A 20191-nucleotide genomic window follows, 5' to 3' on the forward strand; every position below is an offset into this window, starting at 1 on the left:
GAACAACTCGGTAGGTCCTGAGCTCATGAACACATCTGAAGGGTCCAAGCACATGTCCAACGAGGAGAAGTACCTCGACTACCTCCGGCGGGCCTCCGTAGACCTGCAGGAGGCGCGCGGCAAGCTGCGCGAGGCCGAGGAGCGCGAGGTCGAGCCGATCGCGATCGTCGGCATGAGCTGCCGGTTCCCCGGCGGCGTGCGGTCGCCGGAAGACCTGTGGCGCCTCCTCGAGGACGGTACGGACGCGGTCTCCGCCTTCCCCACCGACCGCGGCTGGGACCTGGAGGCGCTCTTCGACGACGACCCCGACCGCCAGGGCACCTGCTACACCCGCGAAGGCGGGTTCATCCACGACGTCGCGGACTTCGACCCCGCCTTCTTCGGGATATCGCCGCGCGAGGCCGCGGCCATGGACCCGCAGCAGCGCCTCCTCCTGGAAACCTCCTGGGAGGCCTTCGAGCGGGCGGGCATCGACCCGCAGGCGATGCGGGGCAGCCGCTCCGGCGTGTTCGTCGGCACCAACGGCCAGGACTACCTGGCCCGCCTGCTCACCGGCGCGCCCGAAGGCTACGAGGGCTACCTCGGCACCGGCAACGCGGCGAGCGTCATCTCGGGCCGCATCTCCTACACGTTCGGCTTCGAGGGCCCCGCGCTCACCATCGACACCGCCTGCTCCTCGTCCCTGGTCGCCCTGCACCTCGCGGTGCACGCGCTGCGGCACGGCGAGTGCCCGCTCGCCCTCGCGGGCGGCGTCACGCTGATGTCGACGCCAGGCGGCTTCATCGACTTCAGCCGCCAGCGCGGACTTGCGGAGGACGGCCGGGTCAAGGCGTTCGCCGACGCCGCGGACGGCACCGGCTGGGGCGAGGGCGTCGGCCTGCTCCTCCTGGAGCGGCTCTCCGACGCGCAGCGCAACGGCCACGAGGTCCTCGGCGTGATCCGCGGTTCAGCGGTGAACCAGGACGGTGCGTCCAACGGCCTCACCGCGCCCAACGGCCCCTCGCAGCAGCGCGTGATCCGCCAGGCCCTGGCGAGCGCGCGCCTCTCCGCCGCCCAGGTGGACGCGGTCGAGGCGCACGGCACCGGCACGAAGCTCGGCGACCCGATCGAGGCCCAGGCCCTCCTGGTGACCTACGGCCAGGGCCGCCCCGCAGACCGGCCGCTCCTGCTCGGCTCGATCAAGTCGAACATCGGTCACACCCAGGCAGCGGCCGGTGTGGCGGGTGTGATCAAGATGGTCATGGCGATGCGCCACGGCGTACTGCCCCAGACCCTCCACGTCGACGAGCCGACCTCACACGTGGACTGGTCCGCGGGCGGAGTGGAGCTCCTGACGGAGGCCAAGCCGTGGCCGGAGACCGGCCAGCCGTGGCGCGCGGGTGTGTCGTCGTTCGGTGTGAGCGGCACGAACGCACATGTGATCGTGGAGCAGGCTCCTGTCGTCGAGCCGGTGGAGGCCGCGGAACCGACGACGCACGACGGTGGCCTGCTGCCGTGGGTCCTTTCGGGCCGCAGCGTCGAGGGCCTGCGCGAGCAGGCGGCGCGCCTGAAGTCCTTCGTTGAGGCGTCGGGTGACCTGTCCGTACTGGATGTGGGCCGTGCGCTGATCTCCTCGCGTGCGGTGTTGGAGCACCGTGCGGTGGTGGCCGGTGCCGAGCGGTCGGAACTGCTCGACGCGCTGACGGCGGTGGCCGAGGGTCGGCCTACCGGTGGCGCGGTCACGGGTGTGGCCGATGAGCCGGGCCGGGTGGGTTTCTTGTTCTCGGGCCAGGGTTCGCAGCGGTTGGGGATGGGTCGTGAACTGGCCCAGCGTTTCCCGGTGTTCGCCGCAGCTCTGGACGAGGTCCTTGGGCTAATGGTGCCTGAGGTGCGTGGGGTTCTCTTTGGTGAGGACGCCGATGCGCTGAATGAGACGGGTGTGACGCAGCCTGCGCTGTTCGCGGTGGAGGTGGCGCTGTTCCGGCTGCTTGAGTCGTGGGGCGTACGTCCTGACGTCCTTGCTGGTCACTCGATCGGCGAGCTCGCAGCGGCCCATGTGTCGGGTGTGTGGTCCTTGAGCGACGCCGTGAAGGTCGTGTCGGCGCGAGGTGCGTTGATGCAGGCGCTGCCCGAGGGCGGCGCGATGGTCGCCATCCAGGCCACCGAGGACGAGGTCGCCACGGACCTGTCGGAGACGGTCGGTATCGCGGCGGTCAACGGGCCCTCGTCCGTGGTGATTTCCGGTGTCGCGGCTGACGTGGAGGTTGTGGGGGAGAAGTGGCGTGAGGCGGGCCGCAAGGTCACCAAGCTCCGCGTGAGCCACGCCTTCCACTCGCCGCTCATGGACCCGATGCTGGACGACTTCCGTACGGTGCTTGAGAGCGTGTCGTACGAGGCTCCCGCGATCCCGATCGTGTCCACTCTGACCGGCGCACGTGCCACCGCCGAGGAGTTGTCCTCCCCGGACTACTGGGTGCGTCACGTGCGCGAGTCGGTGCGTTTCGCCGACGCGGTGAGCACGCTCGTCGCCGACGGTGTGGGCACGTTCGTCGAGGTCGGCCCGGGTGGCACGCTGTCCGCCCTCGGCCGGGAGTCCGCGCCAGACGCCGCCTTCGTCCCCGCCCTGCGCGGCGACCGCCCCGAGGCGCTGGCGGTCACGACGGCCGCGGGGCACCTGCACGTACGCGGTGTGACCGTGGACTGGGACGCCTTCTTCGCCGGTCACGTGACGCGCCGTGTCGACCTGCCGACGTACGCCTTCCAGCGCGAGCGCTACTGGCTGGACGCCGTACCTGCCGACGCGGACGTCGATGCGGATGCCGCGTCGCTGTCCCCGGTGGACGCGCGGTTCTGGGGTGTCGTCGAGGACGGTGACATCGCCGATCTCGCGCGCACGTTGGACGTGTCGTCCGATGCCCCGCTGAGTGCCGTGCTGCCGCGTCTTTCCGCGTGGCGCAAGGAGCAGCAGGGCCGGGCCGCCGTGGAGGGCTGGCGGTACGGGGTCGAGTGGCGGCCGGTGGCTGCCGGGTCCGGGCGTCTTGACGGTACGTGGCTGGTCGTGGCTCCGGCGGGCGAGGACCGGATCGACTGGGTGCGGGACGCGCTGGTCAGGAATGGTGCCGAGGCGCACGTCCTGGCGGTGGATTTGGAGTCGTCCGACTGGGCCGGGCAGTTGAACGGGCTGCCCGCGCTGAGCGGTGTCGTCTCCCTGCTGGGGCTCGCGGACGCCGGTGAATCGGTGGTGCCCACGGGTGTCGGGGCCACGGTCGGCCTGCTGCGGGCGCTCGGTGCTGCCGGTGTGTCGGCGCCGTTGTGGTGCCTGACGTCGGGTGCGGTGGCGGCGGCCCCGGGCGATCCGGTCGCCGGGTTCGGGCAGTCGATGGTGTGGGGCCTCGGCCGGGTGGCCGCGCTGGAGTTGTCGGATCGTTGGGGCGGTCTCGTCGACGTGCCGGACGCGGCCGACGAGTCGACCGGGGACCTGCTGGTCTCGGTCCTCGCCGGACTGGAGGGCGAGGACCAGGTCGCCGTACGCGGCACCGGGATCCTCGGCCGCCGCCTTGCCCCCGCCCCGCTGCGCAAGGCGAGCGGGAGCGGCTGGACGCCGCGCGGCACGGTCCTGGTCACCGGCGGACTCGGCGCGCTCGGCGGGCACGTGTCGCGCTGGCTCGCCGGCAACGGCGCCGAGCACGTGGTGCTCGCGAGCCGTCGTGGCGCCGACGCGACGGGTGCGGCCGAACTGGAAGCGGAACTGGTCGAGTTGGGCGCGCGGGTGACGTTCGCCGCGTGCGACATGACGGACCGTGACTCGGTCGCGGCACTCCTCGCGGGTGTCCCCGAGCTGAACGCGGTCGTGCACGCGGCGGGCATCGAGCGCTCCACCGTGCTCGCCGACATCGACCCGTCCGACCCGGACTCCCTTGGGGAGTTCGCCGACGTGCTGGCGGCGAAGGCCGTCGGTGCGCGGCACCTGCACGAGCTGCTCGCCGACACGCCGTTGGACGCGTTCGTGATGTTCTCGTCGATCTCGGGTGTGTGGGGCAGTGGCGCGCAGGCCGCCTACGGTGCGGCGAACGCCTACCTGGACGCGCTGGCCGAGCACCGCAGGGCCGCGGGTCTGCCCGCCACGGCGGTGGCCTGGGGCCCGTGGGCCGACGGCGGCATGGTCGCCAACGCCGGGCAGGACGCCGGGGCGCAGCTGAAGCGCCGGGGTCTGCCCTCGATGGCTCCGGCGGTGGCCATCGTGGGCCTGGCCACGGCGTTGGAGAGCGGTGACGGGAACGTCGCCATCGCCGACGTGGACTGGGCGCGGTTCGCGGCCACGTTCATGGCGCAGCGGCCCAGCCCGCTGCTGAGCGAACTCCCGCAGGTGCGGGCCGCGTTCGAGACCGCGGCACCCGAGCAGGGCGCCTCGGATCTGGCGCGGCGGCTCGCCGGTCTGGACGAGGCGGAGCAGGAGCGACAGCTCACCGAGCTCGTCCGGTACGAGGCCGCGGCGGTCCTCGGGCACGCGTCCGGTGACGCGCTCCCGGCGACGCGTGCCTTCCGTGACCTGGGCTTCGACTCGCTGACGGCGGTGGAGCTGCGCAGTCGGCTCAGCGAGGCCACCGGGGTCGCGCTGCCCACGACCCTCGTCTTCGACTATCCGAACGCGGCCGTGCTCGCCGCCTACCTGCGGGCCGAGGTGTGCGGAGCGGTCGCGGCCACCACGGCTTCGGCCACCGTGACCGACGTCTCCGACGAGCCGATCGCGATCGTGGGCATGGCCTGCCGCCTCCCGGGCGGTGTGACCAGCCCGGAGGAGCTGTGGCAGGTGCTCCGGGCGGGCGGCGACGCCGTATCCGACTTCCCGACCGACCGCGGCTGGGACCTCGAGGGTCTTTACGACCCCGACCCGGACTCGATCGGCACCTCCTACTCCCGGTCCGGCGCGTTCCTGTCGGGTGTGAGCGGCTTCGACGCGGCCTTCTTCGGCATCTCGCCGCGCGAGGCCCTCGCCATGGACCCGCAGCAGCGACTGCTCCTGGAAACCTCCTGGGAGGCCTTCGAGCGTGCGGGTGTCGACCCCGCCTCCCTGCGCGGTGAGCGCGTGGGCGTGTTCGTCGGCTCGAACATGCAGGACTACGGCTGGATCCTGAGCGCCTCCGCCGAGGACTCGGGCGGCTACGCGGGCACCGGCAACGCGGCGAGCGTCGCCTCAGGGCGCCTCTCCTACACCTTCGGCCTCGAAGGCCCCGCGGTCACGGTCGACACGGCCTGCTCGTCGTCCCTCGTCGCCCTCCACCTCGCGGTGCAGGCGCTCCAGAAGGGCGAGTGCGAACTGGCCCTGGCGGGCGGCGTGACGGTGATGTCCACCCCCAGCTCGTTCATCGAGTTCAGCCGCCAGCGCGGGCTGGCCGAGGACGGCCGCTGCAAGGCGTTCGGCGCGGGCGCGGACGGCACGGGCTGGGGCGAGGGCGTCGGCATGCTGTTCGTGGAGCGCCTTTCGGACGCCGAGCGCAACGGCCACAAGGTCCTCGCGGTCGTACGCGGCTCCGCGGTGAACCAGGACGGCGCGTCCAACGGCCTCACCGCGCCCAACGGCCCGTCGCAGCAGCGTGTGATCCGTCAGGCGCTCGCGACGGCCGGTCTCGCCCCGTCCGACGTGGACGCGGTCGAGGCGCACGGCACGGGCACCAAGCTGGGCGACCCGATCGAGGCCCAGGCGCTCCTCGCCACGTACGGCCAGGACCGCGACGCCGACCGGCCCCTGTGGCTCGGCTCGTTGAAGTCGAACATCGGTCACACGCAGGCGGCCGCCGGTGTGGCGGGTGTGATCAAGATGGTCATGGCGATGCACCACGGCGTGCTGCCCAAGACCCTCCACGCGGACGAGCCTTCGCCGCACGTCGACTGGACCGCGGGCGCGGTCGAGCTGCTCTCCGACGAGCGCGAGTGGCCTGCCGCCGACCGACCGTGGCGTGCGGGTGTGTCGTCCTTCGGCTTCAGCGGCACCAACGCACACGTGATCGTGGAGCAGGCTCCGACGCCGGAGCCGGTGGAGATCGAGGAGCCGCCCGAGGACGGTCGTCTACTGCCGTGGGTGCTGTCGGCGCGGAACGGGGAGGCGCTGCGCGAGCAGGCGGCGCGTCTGAAGTCCTTCGTGGAGGCGTCGGGTGACCTGTCCGTACTGGATGTGGGCCAGGCGCTGGTGACCTCGCGTGCGGTGTTGGAGCACCGCGCGGTGGTGGTCGGCGCCGACCGGTCGGAGTTGCTCGACGCGCTGACGGCGGTTGCCGAGGGCCAGGTGTCCGGCGCCGTGGTGACGGGTGTGGCCGATGAGCCGGGCCGGGTGGGTTTCCTGTTCTCGGGGCAGGGTTCGCAGCGGCTGGGGATGGGGCGTGAACTGGCCTCTCGTTTCCCGGTGTTCGCCGCAGCTCTGGATGAGGCCCTTGGGCTGATGGTGCCTCAGGTGCGTGAGGTGCTGTTCGGGGACGACGCGGATGCGCTGAACGAGACGGGGGTGACGCAGCCTGCGTTGTTCGCGGTGGAGGTGGCGCTGTTCCGGCTTCTTGAGTCGTGGGGCGTACGTCCTGATGTGCTGGCTGGTCACTCGATCGGTGAGCTGGCTGCGGCCCATGTGTCGGGTGTGTGGACGCTGTCCGACGCCGTGAAGGTGGTGTCGGCGCGTGCGGGTCTGATGCAGGCGCTGCCCGAGGGTGGCGCGATGGTCGCGATCCAGGCGACCGAGGAGGAGATCGCCGGAGACCTGTCGGAGACCGTCGGCATCGCAGCTGTCAACGGCCCGTCGTCCGTGGTGATTTCCGGTGTCGCGGCCGACGTGGAGGCCGTGGGGGAGAAGTGGCGTGAGGCTGGCCGCAAGGTCGCCAAGCTCCGCGTGAGTCACGCGTTCCACTCGCCGCTGATGGACCCGATGCTGGACGAGTTCCGTACGGTGCTTGAGAGCGTGTCGTACGAGGCTCCCTCGCTCCCGATCGTCTCGACGCTGACCGGCGTGCGCGCCACCGCCGACGAGCTGTCCTCCCCGGACTACTGGGTACGCCACGTGCGCGAGTCGGTACGTTTCGCCGACGCGGTGAGCACGCTCGCCGCCGAGGGTGTGGGCACGTTCGTCGAGGTCGGTCCCGGCGGCACGCTCTCCGCCCTCGGTCAGGAATCCGCGCCGGACGCCACCCTCGTACCCGTGCTGCGCGGTGAGCGCCCGGAGGCGCTGGCCGTCACAACTGCCGTGGGGCGTTTGCACGTTCACGGTGTCCGAGTGGACTGGAGCGTCTTCTTCGCCGGTCACGGAACACGGCGCGTCGACCTGCCCACGTACGCCTTCCAGCGCGATGACTACTGGCCCGACGTGCAGCCGCTGATCGGCGACGTCGCGGCGGCGGGGCTCGGTCCCGCCGAGCATCCGCTCCTTGGTGCGACCGTCGTACTCGGCGGCACGGACGGTGTGTTGCTCACCGGCCGTCTTTCCGTGCAGACGCATCCGTGGCTGGCCGACCACGCGGTCATGGGATCGGTTCTGCTGCCGGGTACGGCGTTCCTGGACCTGGCGGTCCGTGCGGGTGACCAGGTCGGGTGTGACTTGGTCGAGGAGCTAACGCTGGAAGCGCCGCTCGTCCTGCCCGAGAGCGGTGCGGTGCGGGTGCAGGTGTGGGTCGGTGCCGAGGACGGTTCCGGGCGGCGGGAGGTGACTTTCCACTCCAGCACGGGTGACATGGAGGACGGTCGTTCGTGGACCCGGCACGCTACCGGTGTGCTGCGTTCCGGCGGACGTTCCGGCGGGGAGGCGCTGGTCGAGTGGCCGTCCGCTGGGGCAGAGCCCGTGAACCTGGACGGGTTCTACGAGGCCATGTCCGAAGCCGGGTTCGGCTACGGCCCGGTGTTCCGGGGCCTGCGGGCCGCCTGGCGCCACGGTGACGAGGTGCTCGCCGAGGTCGCGCTGCCCGAGGGCGTCAAGGCGGAGGGTTTCGGCCTCCACCCGGCGCTGCTCGACGCCGCGCTGCACGCCACCGGCCTGACGAACGAGGCCGACACCACGGGCAAGCTGCCGTTCTCCTGGTCGGGTGTGCGCCTGCATGCCTCCAGCGCGACGGCGCTGCGGGTGCGCCTCACGACCACAGGCCCCGACGGGGTGTCGCTGACGATCGCGGACGGCGCCGGTGCGCCGGTCGCCACGATCGACTCGCTGATCCTTCGCCCGGCCGCCCCGGTCCAGGCCGCCGCCGACGCGCACGACGATGCGCTGTTCGGTGTGGACTGGGCGCCGGTGCCGTTGGTCGAGGACGTCGCCCCGACGGTCGAGTGGGCCAGCGACCTTGCCGAACTGGCTTCGTCAACAGCTGAGTTGACTGACTACGTCGCCCTGTCCTGCCCGGTCGAGGCCACCTCCGACCCGGCGGCCGACGCGCACGAGGCCGCGCACTGGGCGCTCGACGCGATCCAGACGTGGCTCGGCGAGGAGCGGTTCGACGCCGCGCGTCTGGTCATCGTGACGCGTCGCGCCGTCGCTACCGAGGACGGTGAGGACGTACGGAATCTCGCCCATGCCGCCGTCTGGGGCCTGGTGCGCTCGGCGCAGTCGGAGAACCCCGACCGAATTGTCCTTGTCGACCTCGACGAGGCTGCTTCCCTCGATGTACTGCCTGCCGTACTGGCCACGGGCGAACCGCAGTTGGCGTTGCGTGCGGGCGCCGCCAGCGCCCCGCGCCTGGCCCGCGCCGCCCGGTCCGTGGTGGACGAGCCGGGCTTCGGTGACGGTGCGGTCCTGATCACGGGTGCGACGGGCACCCTGGGCGGTCTGGTCGCCCGGCACCTGGTCGCCGAGCGTGACGTGCGCAACCTGTTGCTGGTCAGCAGGCGCGGCGCCGACGCCGAGGGAGCCGCGGAACTGCGCGATGAACTCGTCGCGCAGGGCGCCGAGGTGACGTTCGCGGCGTGTGACGTGTCCGACCGGGATGCGGTGGCAGCCCTTCTGTCCGCGCACGAGATCTCCGCCGTCGTGCACACCGCGGGTGTCCTGGACGACGGTGTGATCGGCTCGCTCACTCCTGAGCGTATCGACGGTGTGTTCCGGCCCAAGGTCGATGCCGCCTGGCATCTGCACGAGCTGACTCGGGACCTGGACCTGTCGGCGTTCGTGATGTTCTCCTCCGCCGCTGGTGTGTTCGGTGGTCCGGGTCAGGGCAACTACGCGGCGGCCAACGCCTTCCTGGACGCGCTCGCCCAGCACCGCCGCGCGAGCGGTCTGGCCGCGACATCGCTGGCCTGGGGCCTGTGGGCCACGGGCGGTGGCATGGCGGGCAGCCTCGACGACACCGACGTACGCCGCATCACCAGCGGCGGTGCGATCCCGCTGGGCCCTGCCCAGGGCCTGGCCCTGTTCGACGCGGCGACCTCCACGGGACGTGCGCTCCTGGCGCCCGTCCCGATGGACTTCGCGGTGCTGCGTCGCTTCGCCCGTACCCATCCCGTACTCCACCTGCTGCGCGGCCTGGTGCGGAACACGGCCCGCAGGACCGCCGAGGCCGCCGACCGGTCCGCGCTCGCGCAGTCCCTCGCGGGGCTGACCGAGAGCGAGCGGGAGAAGGCGCTCCTCGACCTCGTCCGTACGCACGCCGCCGCCGTGCTCGGGCACAGCTCGGCGCACGCCGTCGAACCCGACCGCGCCTTCCGCGAGTTGGGCTTCGACTCGCTCAGCTCCGTGGAGTTGCGCAACCACCTCAACGCGGCCACCGAGCTGCGCCTGCCCGCCACGCTCGTCTTCGACCACCCGAACCCCGCCGCGCTCGCCGCGTTCATCAGCACCGAGATCGCGGGCGCGCCTGTCGTCGCCGCGCCCACGCGCACCGTCGTCGCGGCATCCGACGAGCCGATCGCGATCGTCGGCATGAGCTGCCGCTTCCCCGGCGGCGTCGCATCGCCGGAGGACCTGTGGCGGCTCGTGCTCGACGGCACCGACGCCATCAGCGAGTTCCCCGTCAACCGGGGCTGGGACACCGACGCCCTGTACGACCCGGACCCCGAGCGCACGGGCAGCTCCACCGCCCGTGAAGGCGGCTTCCTGCACGACGCCGACCTGTTCGACCCGGCGTTCTTCGGCATCTCGCCGCGCGAGGCCCTGGCCATGGACCCGCAGCAGCGCCTCCTCCTCGAAACCTCCTGGGAGGCGTTCGAGCGGGCGGGCATCGACCCCAACTCCGCCAAGGGCAAGGCGGTCGGCGTCTTCGCGGGCGTCATGTACCACGACTACGTGGCGCGGCTGCGCTCCGTGTCGGAGGAGGTCGAGGGCTACCTCGGAACCGGCGGCTCCGGCAGCGTCGCGTCAGGTCGCGTCGCCTACGCGCTCGGCCTCGAAGGCCCGGCCGTCACCGTCGACACCGCCTGTTCCTCCTCGCTTGTCGCCCTGCACTGGGCGATCCAGGCGCTGCGCCAGGGCGAGTGCGAGATGGCGCTCGCCGGTGGTGTCGCCGTGATGTCGACGCCCAGCACGTTCATCGACTTCAGCCGCCAGCGCGGCCTGTCCTCGGACGGCCGCTGCAAGTCGTTTTCCGACAGCGCCGACGGCACGGGATGGGGCGAAGGCGTCGGCATGCTGCTCGTCGAGCGGCTCTCCGACGCCCGCCGCAACGGCCATCCGGTACTCGCCGTCGTACGGGGTTCGGCGGTGAACCAGGACGGCGCGTCCAACGGTCTGACCGCTCCGAACGGTCCCTCGCAGCAGCGCGTCATCCGCCAGGCCCTGGCGAGCGCCGGACTGGCACCGTCCGATGTCGACGCCGTCGAGGCGCACGGCACCGGCACCACCCTCGGTGACCCGATCGAGGCGCAGGCCCTGCTCGCCACCTACGGCCAGGACCGCGATGCCGACCGGCCGCTGCTGCTCGGCTCCATCAAGTCGAACCTCGGTCACACCCAGGCCGCCGCCGGTGTGGCGGGCATCATCAAGATGGTCATGGCGCTGCGCCACGGCGTACTGCCGCCGACCCTGCACGTCGACGAGCCCTCGACGAAGGTGGATTGGTCGGCGGGCTCCGTCGAACTCCTCACGGAGTCCAGGCCGTGGCCGGAGACCGGTCACCTGCGCCGTGCGGGCATCTCGTCGTTCGGCATCAGCGGCACGAACGCGCACACCATCATCGAGTACGCGCCGAGCGAGGACCCCGCCCAGGCTTCTGCCCCCGCCGACGGCGGCGTCGTGCCGTGGGTGCTGTCCGCGCGGACCGCGGAGGCCCTGCGGGACCAGGCCGTACGGCTGCGGGAGCACGTCACGGGCGCGCCCGCCGAGCACGATGAGCCGAGCCGCGCACAGGACATCGGGTACGCCCTGGCGACGACCCGGTCGGCCTTCGAACACAGGGCGGTCGTGGTGGGCGACGACCACGCGGCCCTCCTGGACGGGCTCACCGCGCTGGCCGAGGGGCGCCCGTTCCCCGGCCTGGTCACGGGTGCGGTCGCACCGGGCGGTGTGGGTTTCCTGTTCTCGGGTCAGGGTTCGCAGCGGCTGGGGATGGGGCGTGAACTGGCGTCCCGTTTCCCGGTGTTCGCCGCCGCTCTGGACGAGGTGCTTGATCTGCTGGCGCCTGAGGTGCGTGAGGTGCTGTTCGGTGAGGATGCCGACGCGCTGAACGAGACGGGTGTGACGCAGCCCGCGCTGTTCGCGGTGGAGGTGGCGCTGTTCCGGCTTCTTGAGTCGTGGGGCGTACGCCCTGACGTGCTGGCTGGTCACTCGATCGGCGAGCTCGCAGCGGCCCATGTCGCGGGTGTCTGGTCCCTGAGTGACGCCGTGAAGGTGGTGTCGGCTCGTGCGGGGCTGATGCAGGCGCTGCCCGAGGGTGGCGCGATGGTCGCGATCCAGGCGACCGAAGAGGAGATCGCCGGGGACCTGTCGGAGACGGTCGGCATCGCCGCGGTCAACGGCCCGTCGTCCGTGGTCATTTCCGGTGTCGCGGCCGACGTGGAGGCCGTGGGAGAGAAGTGGCGTGAGGCTGGCCGCAAGGTCACCAAGCTCCGCGTGAGTCACGCGTTCCACTCGCCGCTGATGGACCCGATGCTGGATGACTTCCGCCAGGTCCTTGAGGGCGTCTCCTACGAGGCCCCCTCGATCCCGATCGTGTCCACCCTGACCGGCGTACGTGCCTCCGCCGACGAGCTGGCCTCGCCGGACTACTGGGTACGCCACGTCCGCGAGTCGGTCCGCTTCGCCGACGCCGTGAAGACGCTGGCGGCGGAGGGCCTCGTCACCTTCATCGAGGTCGGCCCCGGCGGCACCCTCTCCGCCCTCGGCCAGGAGTCCGCGCCGGACGCCGCCTTCGTCCCCGTACTCCGTACCGATCAGGTGAACGGTCAGCCGGAGGAGTCCGCGCTGGTCTCCGCGGTGGCGCAGGTGTGTGCGCGGGGTGTGCGTCTCGACTGGGAGGCGTTCTTCGCCGGGCGTGGCGCGCGGCGCGTGGACCTGCCGACGTACGCCTTCCAGCACCAGCGTTACTGGCTGGACGCCGGAGTGGGCGCGGGTGACCTGAACGCCGCCGGGCTCGGCTCGGCCGGGCACCCGCTGCTCGGCGCGATCGTCGACACGGCGGACTCGGACGGGGAGCTCTTCACCGGCCGCCTGTCCGTGGAGACCCACCCGTGGCTCGCCGATCACGTGATCCAGGGCTCGATCCTGCTGCCGGGGACGGCGTTCCTGGAGCTGGCGATCCGCGCGGGCGACCAGATCGGCTGCGACCTGGTCGAGGAACTGACCCTCGAGGCGCCGCTCGTGGTGCCCGAGCGCGGTGGCGTGCGCGTGCAGGTGCAGGTGGGCGCGGCCGACGGGACCGGGCGTCGCTCGGTGACCGTGCACGCCCGTGGCGACGACGGTGACGTGTGGGTGCGGCACGCGAGCGGTGTGCTCGTGGACGGCGCGGACGCGCCGTCGGCCGGTCTCGGCGCGTGGCCGCCCGCCGGGGCGGATTCCGTGGACCTGGACGGTCTCTACGACCGCATGTCCGACGGCGGCTTCGGCTACGGTCCGGTGTTCCAGGGGCTGCGGGCCGCGTGGCGCAAGGGCGACGAGGTGTTCGCCGAGGTCGCGCTGCCCGAGGGCGTGGAGGCGGGCGGCTTCGGTCTGCATCCCGCGCTGCTCGACGCCGCGTTGCACGGCATCGGCCTGATGAGCGCGGCCGAAGGGCCCGGCAAGCTGCCGTTCTCCTGGACGGGTGTGCGGCTGCACGCCTCCGGTGCGACGGTGCTCCGGGTGCGGCTTTCGCCCGCCGGATCGGACGGTGTGGCGCTGACGGTCGTGGACGGGGCCGGTGCCCCGGTCGCCACGATCGACTCGCTGGTGCTGCGCCCCGTGACGGCGACGCTGTCGCGCCAGGGCTGGGAGTCGCTCTTCCACCTGGACTGGGTGTCCGCACCGGCCTCCGCCCAGGGCGCGGGCTCGGTCGCCGAGTTCGCGGACGGGGCCGCGCTGCGGTCGGCCCTCGACGCGGGGGAGACGCTGCCGGACCACGCCGTGGTGCGGTGCGTCGACTCGCACGGCGTGGACGACGTACGCCAAGCGGTCCTGAACGCCCTTGAGCTGGTGCAGGGTTGGCTCGCCGACGAGCGGTGCGCGGCGTCGCGGCTCGTGCTCGTGACCCGTGGCGCGGTGGCGGTCGGGGCCGGGGACGACGTGCCCGACCTGGCGTCCGCCGCCGTGTGGGGCATGGTGCGGACGGCTCAGGTGGAGAACCCCGACCGCCTCGTCCTGGTCGACGTCGATGTGGACGACGCGGCCGCCCTGTGGTCCGCCGTGGCGACCGGGGAATCCCAGGTCGCGGTGCGCGACGGGAACGTCCACGTGGCCCGGCTCGCGCGGGTCAAGGCCGAAGTCGGTGCTGAGGAAGCGGCGTTCGGGCCCGACAGCACGGTCCTTGTGACCGGCGCCTCGGGCGCCCTCGGCGGTCTGTTCGCCCGGCACCTCGTCGAGCGGCACGGCGTCGGCAGGCTGGTCCTCGCCAGCAGGCGCGGTGCGGCCGCGCCGGGCGCCGACGAGCTGCGTGACGAACTGGTCGCGCGGGGCGCCGAGGTCGCCGTGGTCGCCTGCGACGTCGCCGACCGCGACGCGCTGGCCGCGCTGCTCGCCGAGCACCCCGTGACCGCCGTCGTGCACACCGCGGGTGTCCTGGACGACGGCACGATCGGCTCGCTGACCGCGGACCGGATCGACACCGTGTTCCGGCCCAAGGTCGACGCGGCGCGGCACCTGCACGAGCTGACCCGCGACCTGGACCTGACGGCGTTCGTCCTGTTCTCCTCGGTGGCGGGCACGCTCGGCGCGCCGGGGCAGGGCAACTACGCGGCCGCCAACGCGTTCCTCGACGGGCTCGTCCGGCGCAGGCGCGCCCAGGGGCTGCCCGCCACGTCGCTGGCGTGGGGCCTGTGGGCCGACGGCATGGGCGCCCAGGTGGCGGACTCCGCCGCCAACGGCCTCTCCGCAGACGAGGGCGTCGCGTTGTTCGACGCGGCCGTCGCGGGAGCGGCGCCGGTCGTCGTACCGATGCGGCTCGACCTGCGGGCCGTACGCGAACTCCCGGTGATCCCGCCGGTGTTGAGCGGCCTGGTGCGCACCACGAACCGCAGGACCGCGGGGACCGGTGCCGACCCGGCGGGCGCTCTGCGGGGCCGTCTCGCGCCGCTCACCGCGGACGAGCGCGAGCGGGTGCTCCTGGACCTCGTCCGCACCCAGGTCGCCATGGTCCTCGGCCACGCGGGGCCGGAGGCGGTCGCGTCCGGGCACGCGTTCACGGAGCTCGGCTTCGACTCGCTGACCGCCGTCGACCTGCGCAACCGGCTCAACACGGCCACGGGTCTGCGGCTGCCCGCCACGCTGGTCTTCGACTATCCGACCCCGACCGCGCTCGCCGCGTTCGTCGGCGACGAACTGGGCGGCGAATCGGCTGAGTTGGTGCCCGCGAGCCCGGCCGCCGCGGTGGCCCCGGCCGAGGCCGACGAGGCGATCGCCATCGTCGGCATGAGCTGCCGCTACCCCGGTGGCGTCCGCTCGCCGGAGGACCTGTGGCGCCTGGTCGTCGACGGCGCGGACGGCATCACGCCGTTCCCGACCGAGCGCGGCTGGGACGTGGAGGCGCTCTACGACCCCTCCGGCGAACGGGGCGGCAGCTCCTACACCCGCGAGGGCGGCTTCCTGCACGACGCCGACATGTTCGACCCGGCCTTCTTCGGCATCTCGCCGCGCGAGGCCCTGGCCATGGACCCGCAGCAGCGACTGCTCCTGGAGACCTCCTGGGAGGCGTTCGAGCGGGCGGGCATCGACCCCAAGTCGGTGCGGGGCAGCGCGACCGGTGTGTTCGCGGGTGTCATGTACCACGACTACGCCACGCAGCTGCACGGTGCGCCCAAGAGCGTCGAGGGCTACCTCGGCACGGGCAACGCGGGCAGCGTCGCCTCCGGCCGTCTCTCGTACACCTTCGGCCTCGAAGGCCCCGCGATGACGGTGGACACGGCGTGCTCGTCGTCCCTGGTCGCCATGCACCTGGCGGTGCGGGCGCTGCGCTCCGGCGAGTGCTCGCTGGCGCTCGCGGGCGGCGCGACGGTCATGGCGACGCCCGGCGCGTTCGTCGACTTCAGCCGCCAGCAGGGTCTTTCGCCGGACGGCCGGTGCCGTTCGTTCTCGGACGACGCCAACGGCACCGGCTGGGGCGAGGGCGTGGGCATGCTCGTCCTCGAGCGTCTCTCTGACGCGCGGCGCAACGGCCACCGGGTGCTCGCGGTGATCCGCGGTACGGCGGTCAACCAGGACGGCGCCTCCAACGGCCTGACCGCGCCCAACGGCCCGTCCCAGCAGCGCGTCATCCGGCAGGCCCTCGCCAACGCGGGCCTGACGGCGGCCGACGTCGACGCCGTCGAGGCGCACGGCACCGGCACCACCCTCGGCGACCCCATCGAGGCGCAGGCCCTGCTCGCCACCTACGGCCGTGACCGCGCGGGTGACCCCCTGTGGCTCGGCTCGCTGAAGTCCAACATCGGCCACACCCAGGCCGCCGCGGGCGTGGGCGGCGTCATCAAGGTGGTCATGGCGCTGCGCAACGGCGTCCTGCCGAAGACGCTGCACGCCGACGAGCCCTCGTCGAACGTCGACTGGTCCGCGGGCGCCGTGGAACTCCTCACCGAGGCGCGGCCGTGGCCCGAGGCCGACCGGCCCCGGCGTGCGGGCGTGTCGTCGTTCGGCTTCAGCGGCACCAACGCGCACGTCATCGTCGAGGCGCCCTCGGACGCCGAGGCGCCGCGTGCCACCGAGGCGCCGATCGGCCCTTGGCTGCTCTCCGGCCGCACCGAGAACGCCCTGCGCGACCAGGCGGCGCGGCTGCGCGACCACCTGACCGCGCGGCCCGGGCTCGACCCGGTGGACGTGGCCCGCGCGCTCGCGACCTCGCGGGCCGGGTTCGAGCACCGCCTCGCCGTCGTCGGCCACGACCTGCCGGAGCTCCTTGCCGGGCTGAGCAACGCCGTCGAAGGACGTCCGGTCGCCGGGGCCCTGAACGGTGTCGCCGACGAGCACCGGGTCGGCTTCCTGTTCTCGGGCCAGGGTTCGCAGCGGCTCGGCATGGGCCGTGAACTGTCCGACGCCTACCCGGTCTTCGCCGAGGCCCTGAACCAGGTCCTCGCGGAGTTCGACCCGCAGGTGCGTGAGGTCCTCTTCGGGGAGGACACGGACGCGCTGAACGAGACGGGTGTGACGCAGCCCGCGCTGTTCGCGGTCGAGGTGGCTCTCTTCCGGCTCTTCGAGTCGTGGGGTGTACGTCCTGATGTGTTGGCTGGTCACTCGATCGGTGAGCTGGCTGCGGCACATGTGTCGGGGGTGTGGTCCCTCGCCGACGCGGCCAAGGTCGTATCGGCTCGTGCCGGTCTGATGCAGGCGCTGCCCGAGGGCGGTGCGATGGTCGCGATCCAGGCGACCGAGGACGAGGTCGCCGCCGATCTGCCGGAGACGGTGGGCATCGCGGCGGTCAACGGGCCCTCGGCGGTGGTCATTTCCGGTGTCGCCGCCGACGTGGAGGCCGTCGCCGAGCGGTGGCGCGACGCGGGACGTAAGATCAGCAAGCTCCGTGTGAGCCACGCGTTCCACTCGCCGCTGATGGACCCGATGCTCGACGAGTTCCGGCAGGTCCTGGCAGGTGTGACCGCCAGGACACCGGAGATCGCGATCGTGTCGACGCTCACCGGAACGCGGGCGGGCGCCGAGGAACTCGCCTCGCCCGACTACTGGGTGCGGCACGTGCGCGAAGCGGTGCGGTTCGCCGACGCCGTGGTCGCCACGGGCGCGGACGTCCTCGTCGAGATCGGACCCGGCGGCGTCCTGTCCGCGCTCGGCCAGGAATCCCTGCCGGACGCCGACTTCGTCCCCGCGCTGCGCGGCGACCGGGCGGAGGGCGACGCGGTCATGACCGCGCTCGCCGCCCTGCACGTGCGCGGCATCCCCGTCGACTGGGCCGCCTACTACGCGGGCACCGCCCACACCGTCGAGCTGCCGACGTACGCGTTCCAGTACCAGCGGTTCTGGCCCGACACGAGCATGCGGCCCGTCACCGACGCGTCGGGCCTCGGGCTCGGCTCCGCCGACCACCCGCTGCTCGGCGCCGCGGTCACCCTCGCGGACGAGGACACCGCCCTGTTCACGGGCAGGCTGTCGCTGCGTACGCACCCGTGGCTCGCCGAGCACGCGATCATGGGCTCGGTGCTCCTTCCCGGCACAGCGTTCGTCGAGCTCGCGGTGCAGGCCGGTGATCAGGTCGGCTGCGCCTGCGTGGAGGAACTGACCCTGGAATCGCCCCTGGTGCTGCCCGCGCAGGGCGGCGTACAGGTCCAGGTGCGGGTCGGCGCGCCCGACGCGTCGGGCCGTCGCCCGGTGACCGTGCACGCCCGCGACGAGGACGGCGACCTGCCGTGGGTCCGGCATGCGAGCGGCACCTTGACGGACGACGCGGGCGACCCCGCCGACCTCGGCGCCTGGCCGCCGGCGGGAGCCGATTCCGTGGACCTGGACGGGTTCTACGACCACATGTCCGACGGCGGATTCGCCTACGGGCCGCTCTTCCAGAACCTGCGGGCCGCGTGGCGCAAGGGCGATGAGGTGTTCGCCGAGGTCGCGCTGCCCGACGACGTGGAAGCGGGCCGGTTCGGTCTGCACCCGGCACTGCTCGACGCCGCGCTGCACGGCATCGGCCTGATGGACCAGGCCGAGGGGACCGGGAAGCTCCCGTTCTCCTGGACGGGCGTACGCCTGCACGCGGTGGGCGCGACGGTCCTCCGGGTGCGGTTGACGCCCGCCGGATCGGACGGCGTGGCCATGACGGTCGCGGACGGCTCGGGCGCTCCGGTCGCCACGATCGACTCGCTGGTCGTCCGTGCGGTGACCCCGGGCTCGCTCGGTGCGTCGCGCGGACACGAGGCGCTGTTCCGTACCGACTGGGTGCCCGCACCGGCGGCGGCCCAGAGCGCCGGTTCCGTCGCGGAGTTCGCGGACTGGGCCGCGCTGCGGTCGGCCCTGGACGCGGGGGAGACGCTGCCCGAGAACACCGTGGTGCGCTGCGCGCGCCCCGCGGACATGACGGCGGACGCGGTGCACCGGCAGACCCACACCGCTCTCGAGCTGGTGCAGGGCTGGCTGGCCGACGAGCGGTGCGCGGCGTCGCGGCTGGTCCTTGTGACCCGTGGCGCGGTGGCGGTCGGGGCCGGGGACGATGTGCCCGACCTGGCGTCCGCCGCCGTGTGGGGCCTGGTCAGGTCGGCGCGGTCCGAGAACCCGGACCGGTTCGTCCTGGTCGACGTCGAGGACGAGCACAGCTGGAAGTCGGCCATCGGCAGCCCCGAGCCCGAACTGGCCGTGCGCGCGGGCGAACCCTTCGCGCCGCGGCTGGTGCGGGCCCGCCCGGAGCAGCGCGAAGACGCGGGCTTCGGTGACGGCGCCGTCCTGGTGACAGGGGCGAGCGGCAAGCTCGGCGGCCTGGTCGCGCGCCACCTCGTCGTACGGCACGGCGTACGGGACCTGGTCCTGGCCAGCAGGCGCGGCCACGTCGGCGCACTGCGCGACGAGTTGACCGAACTGGGCGCCGACGTCACCGTGGCCGCCTGTGACGTGGCGGACCGCGACGCGGTGGCGGCGCTCCTCGCCGAGCACCCCGTGACGGGCGTCGTCCACGTGGCGGGCGTCCTGGACGACGGTGTCGTCGGCTCGCTGACGCCGGAGCGGATCGACACCGTGTTCCGGCCCAAGGTCGACGCGGCCTGGAACCTGCACGAGCTGACCCGCGACCTGGACCTGTCCGCGTTCGTGGTGTTCTCCTCGGCCGCCGGTGTCTTCGGCAACGCGGGGCAGGGCAACTACGCGGCGGCCAACGCGTTCCTCGACGCGCTGGCCCAGCACCGGCACGCCCAGGGCCTGCCCGCGACCTCGCTGGCCTGGGGCCTGTGGGACGGCGAGGACGGCATGGGCGCACGCCTCGCCGAGACCGGCGCCGCGGGCCTGACCCCCGAGGAGGGTCTGGAGCTGTTCGACGCGGTGGCCCTGGGCGCGGACCCGGTGGTGGCGCCCATGCGGCTCGACCTGCGGGCGCTGCGCGCGGCGGCCGTCGTGCCGCCGCTGCTCGGCGGCCTGGTGCGGACCACCACCCGCAGGGCGGCGGAGACCGGGGGCGACCCCGCTGCCGCGCTGCGGGACCGGCTCGCGGCGCTGCCCGCGAGTGAACGTCCCTCCGCCCTGGTGGACCTGGTCTGCACGCACGTCGCCGCGGTCCTCGCACTGCCGGGAGCCGAAGCGGTCGACGAGCGGCGCGCGTTCACCGAGCTCGGCTTCGACTCGCTCACGGCGGTCGAGCTGCGCAACCACCTCGGCGCGGCCACCGGACTCCGCCTTCCCGCGACGCTGGTCTTCGACTACCCGACCCCGCTCGACCTGGTCGGTCACCTCGTGGACACGCTCGTCGTGGACGAGCCCGGGGGCGTGGCGCCGCTGCTCGCCGAACTCGGCCGCATCGAGGCGAGCTTCGCCTCGGTCGAGGCGGGCGGCGACGCGGACGACCTGGTCGGAGCCCGCCTGACGGCGCTGCTCACCGCGTGGCGCGACAGCCGCGCAGAGGCCACAGAGCCGCAGGCGGCCGACGACCTCGACGCCGCGACGGACGACGAGATGTTCGACCTGCTCGGCAAGGAATTCGGCATTTCCTGACCCGCCGCC

1 protein-coding gene is annotated in these 20191 nt (G+C 73.0%); it reads left to right on the forward strand.

Annotated features, from left to right (window positions below; all coding sequences use genetic code 11):
- The first annotated feature begins 25 nt into the window (after positions 1 to 25).
- Positions 26 to 20182, forward strand: coding sequence for a type I polyketide synthase (locus KY5_RS37160; RefSeq protein ID WP_234363046.1), 20157 nt, complete (start codon positions 26 to 28; stop codon positions 20180 to 20182).
- Positions 20183 to 20191 lie beyond the last annotated feature (9 nt).

The sequence above is a fragment of the Streptomyces formicae genome, assembly GCF_002556545.1.
GTDB lineage: Bacteria > Actinomycetota > Actinomycetes > Streptomycetales > Streptomycetaceae > Streptomyces > Streptomyces formicae_A.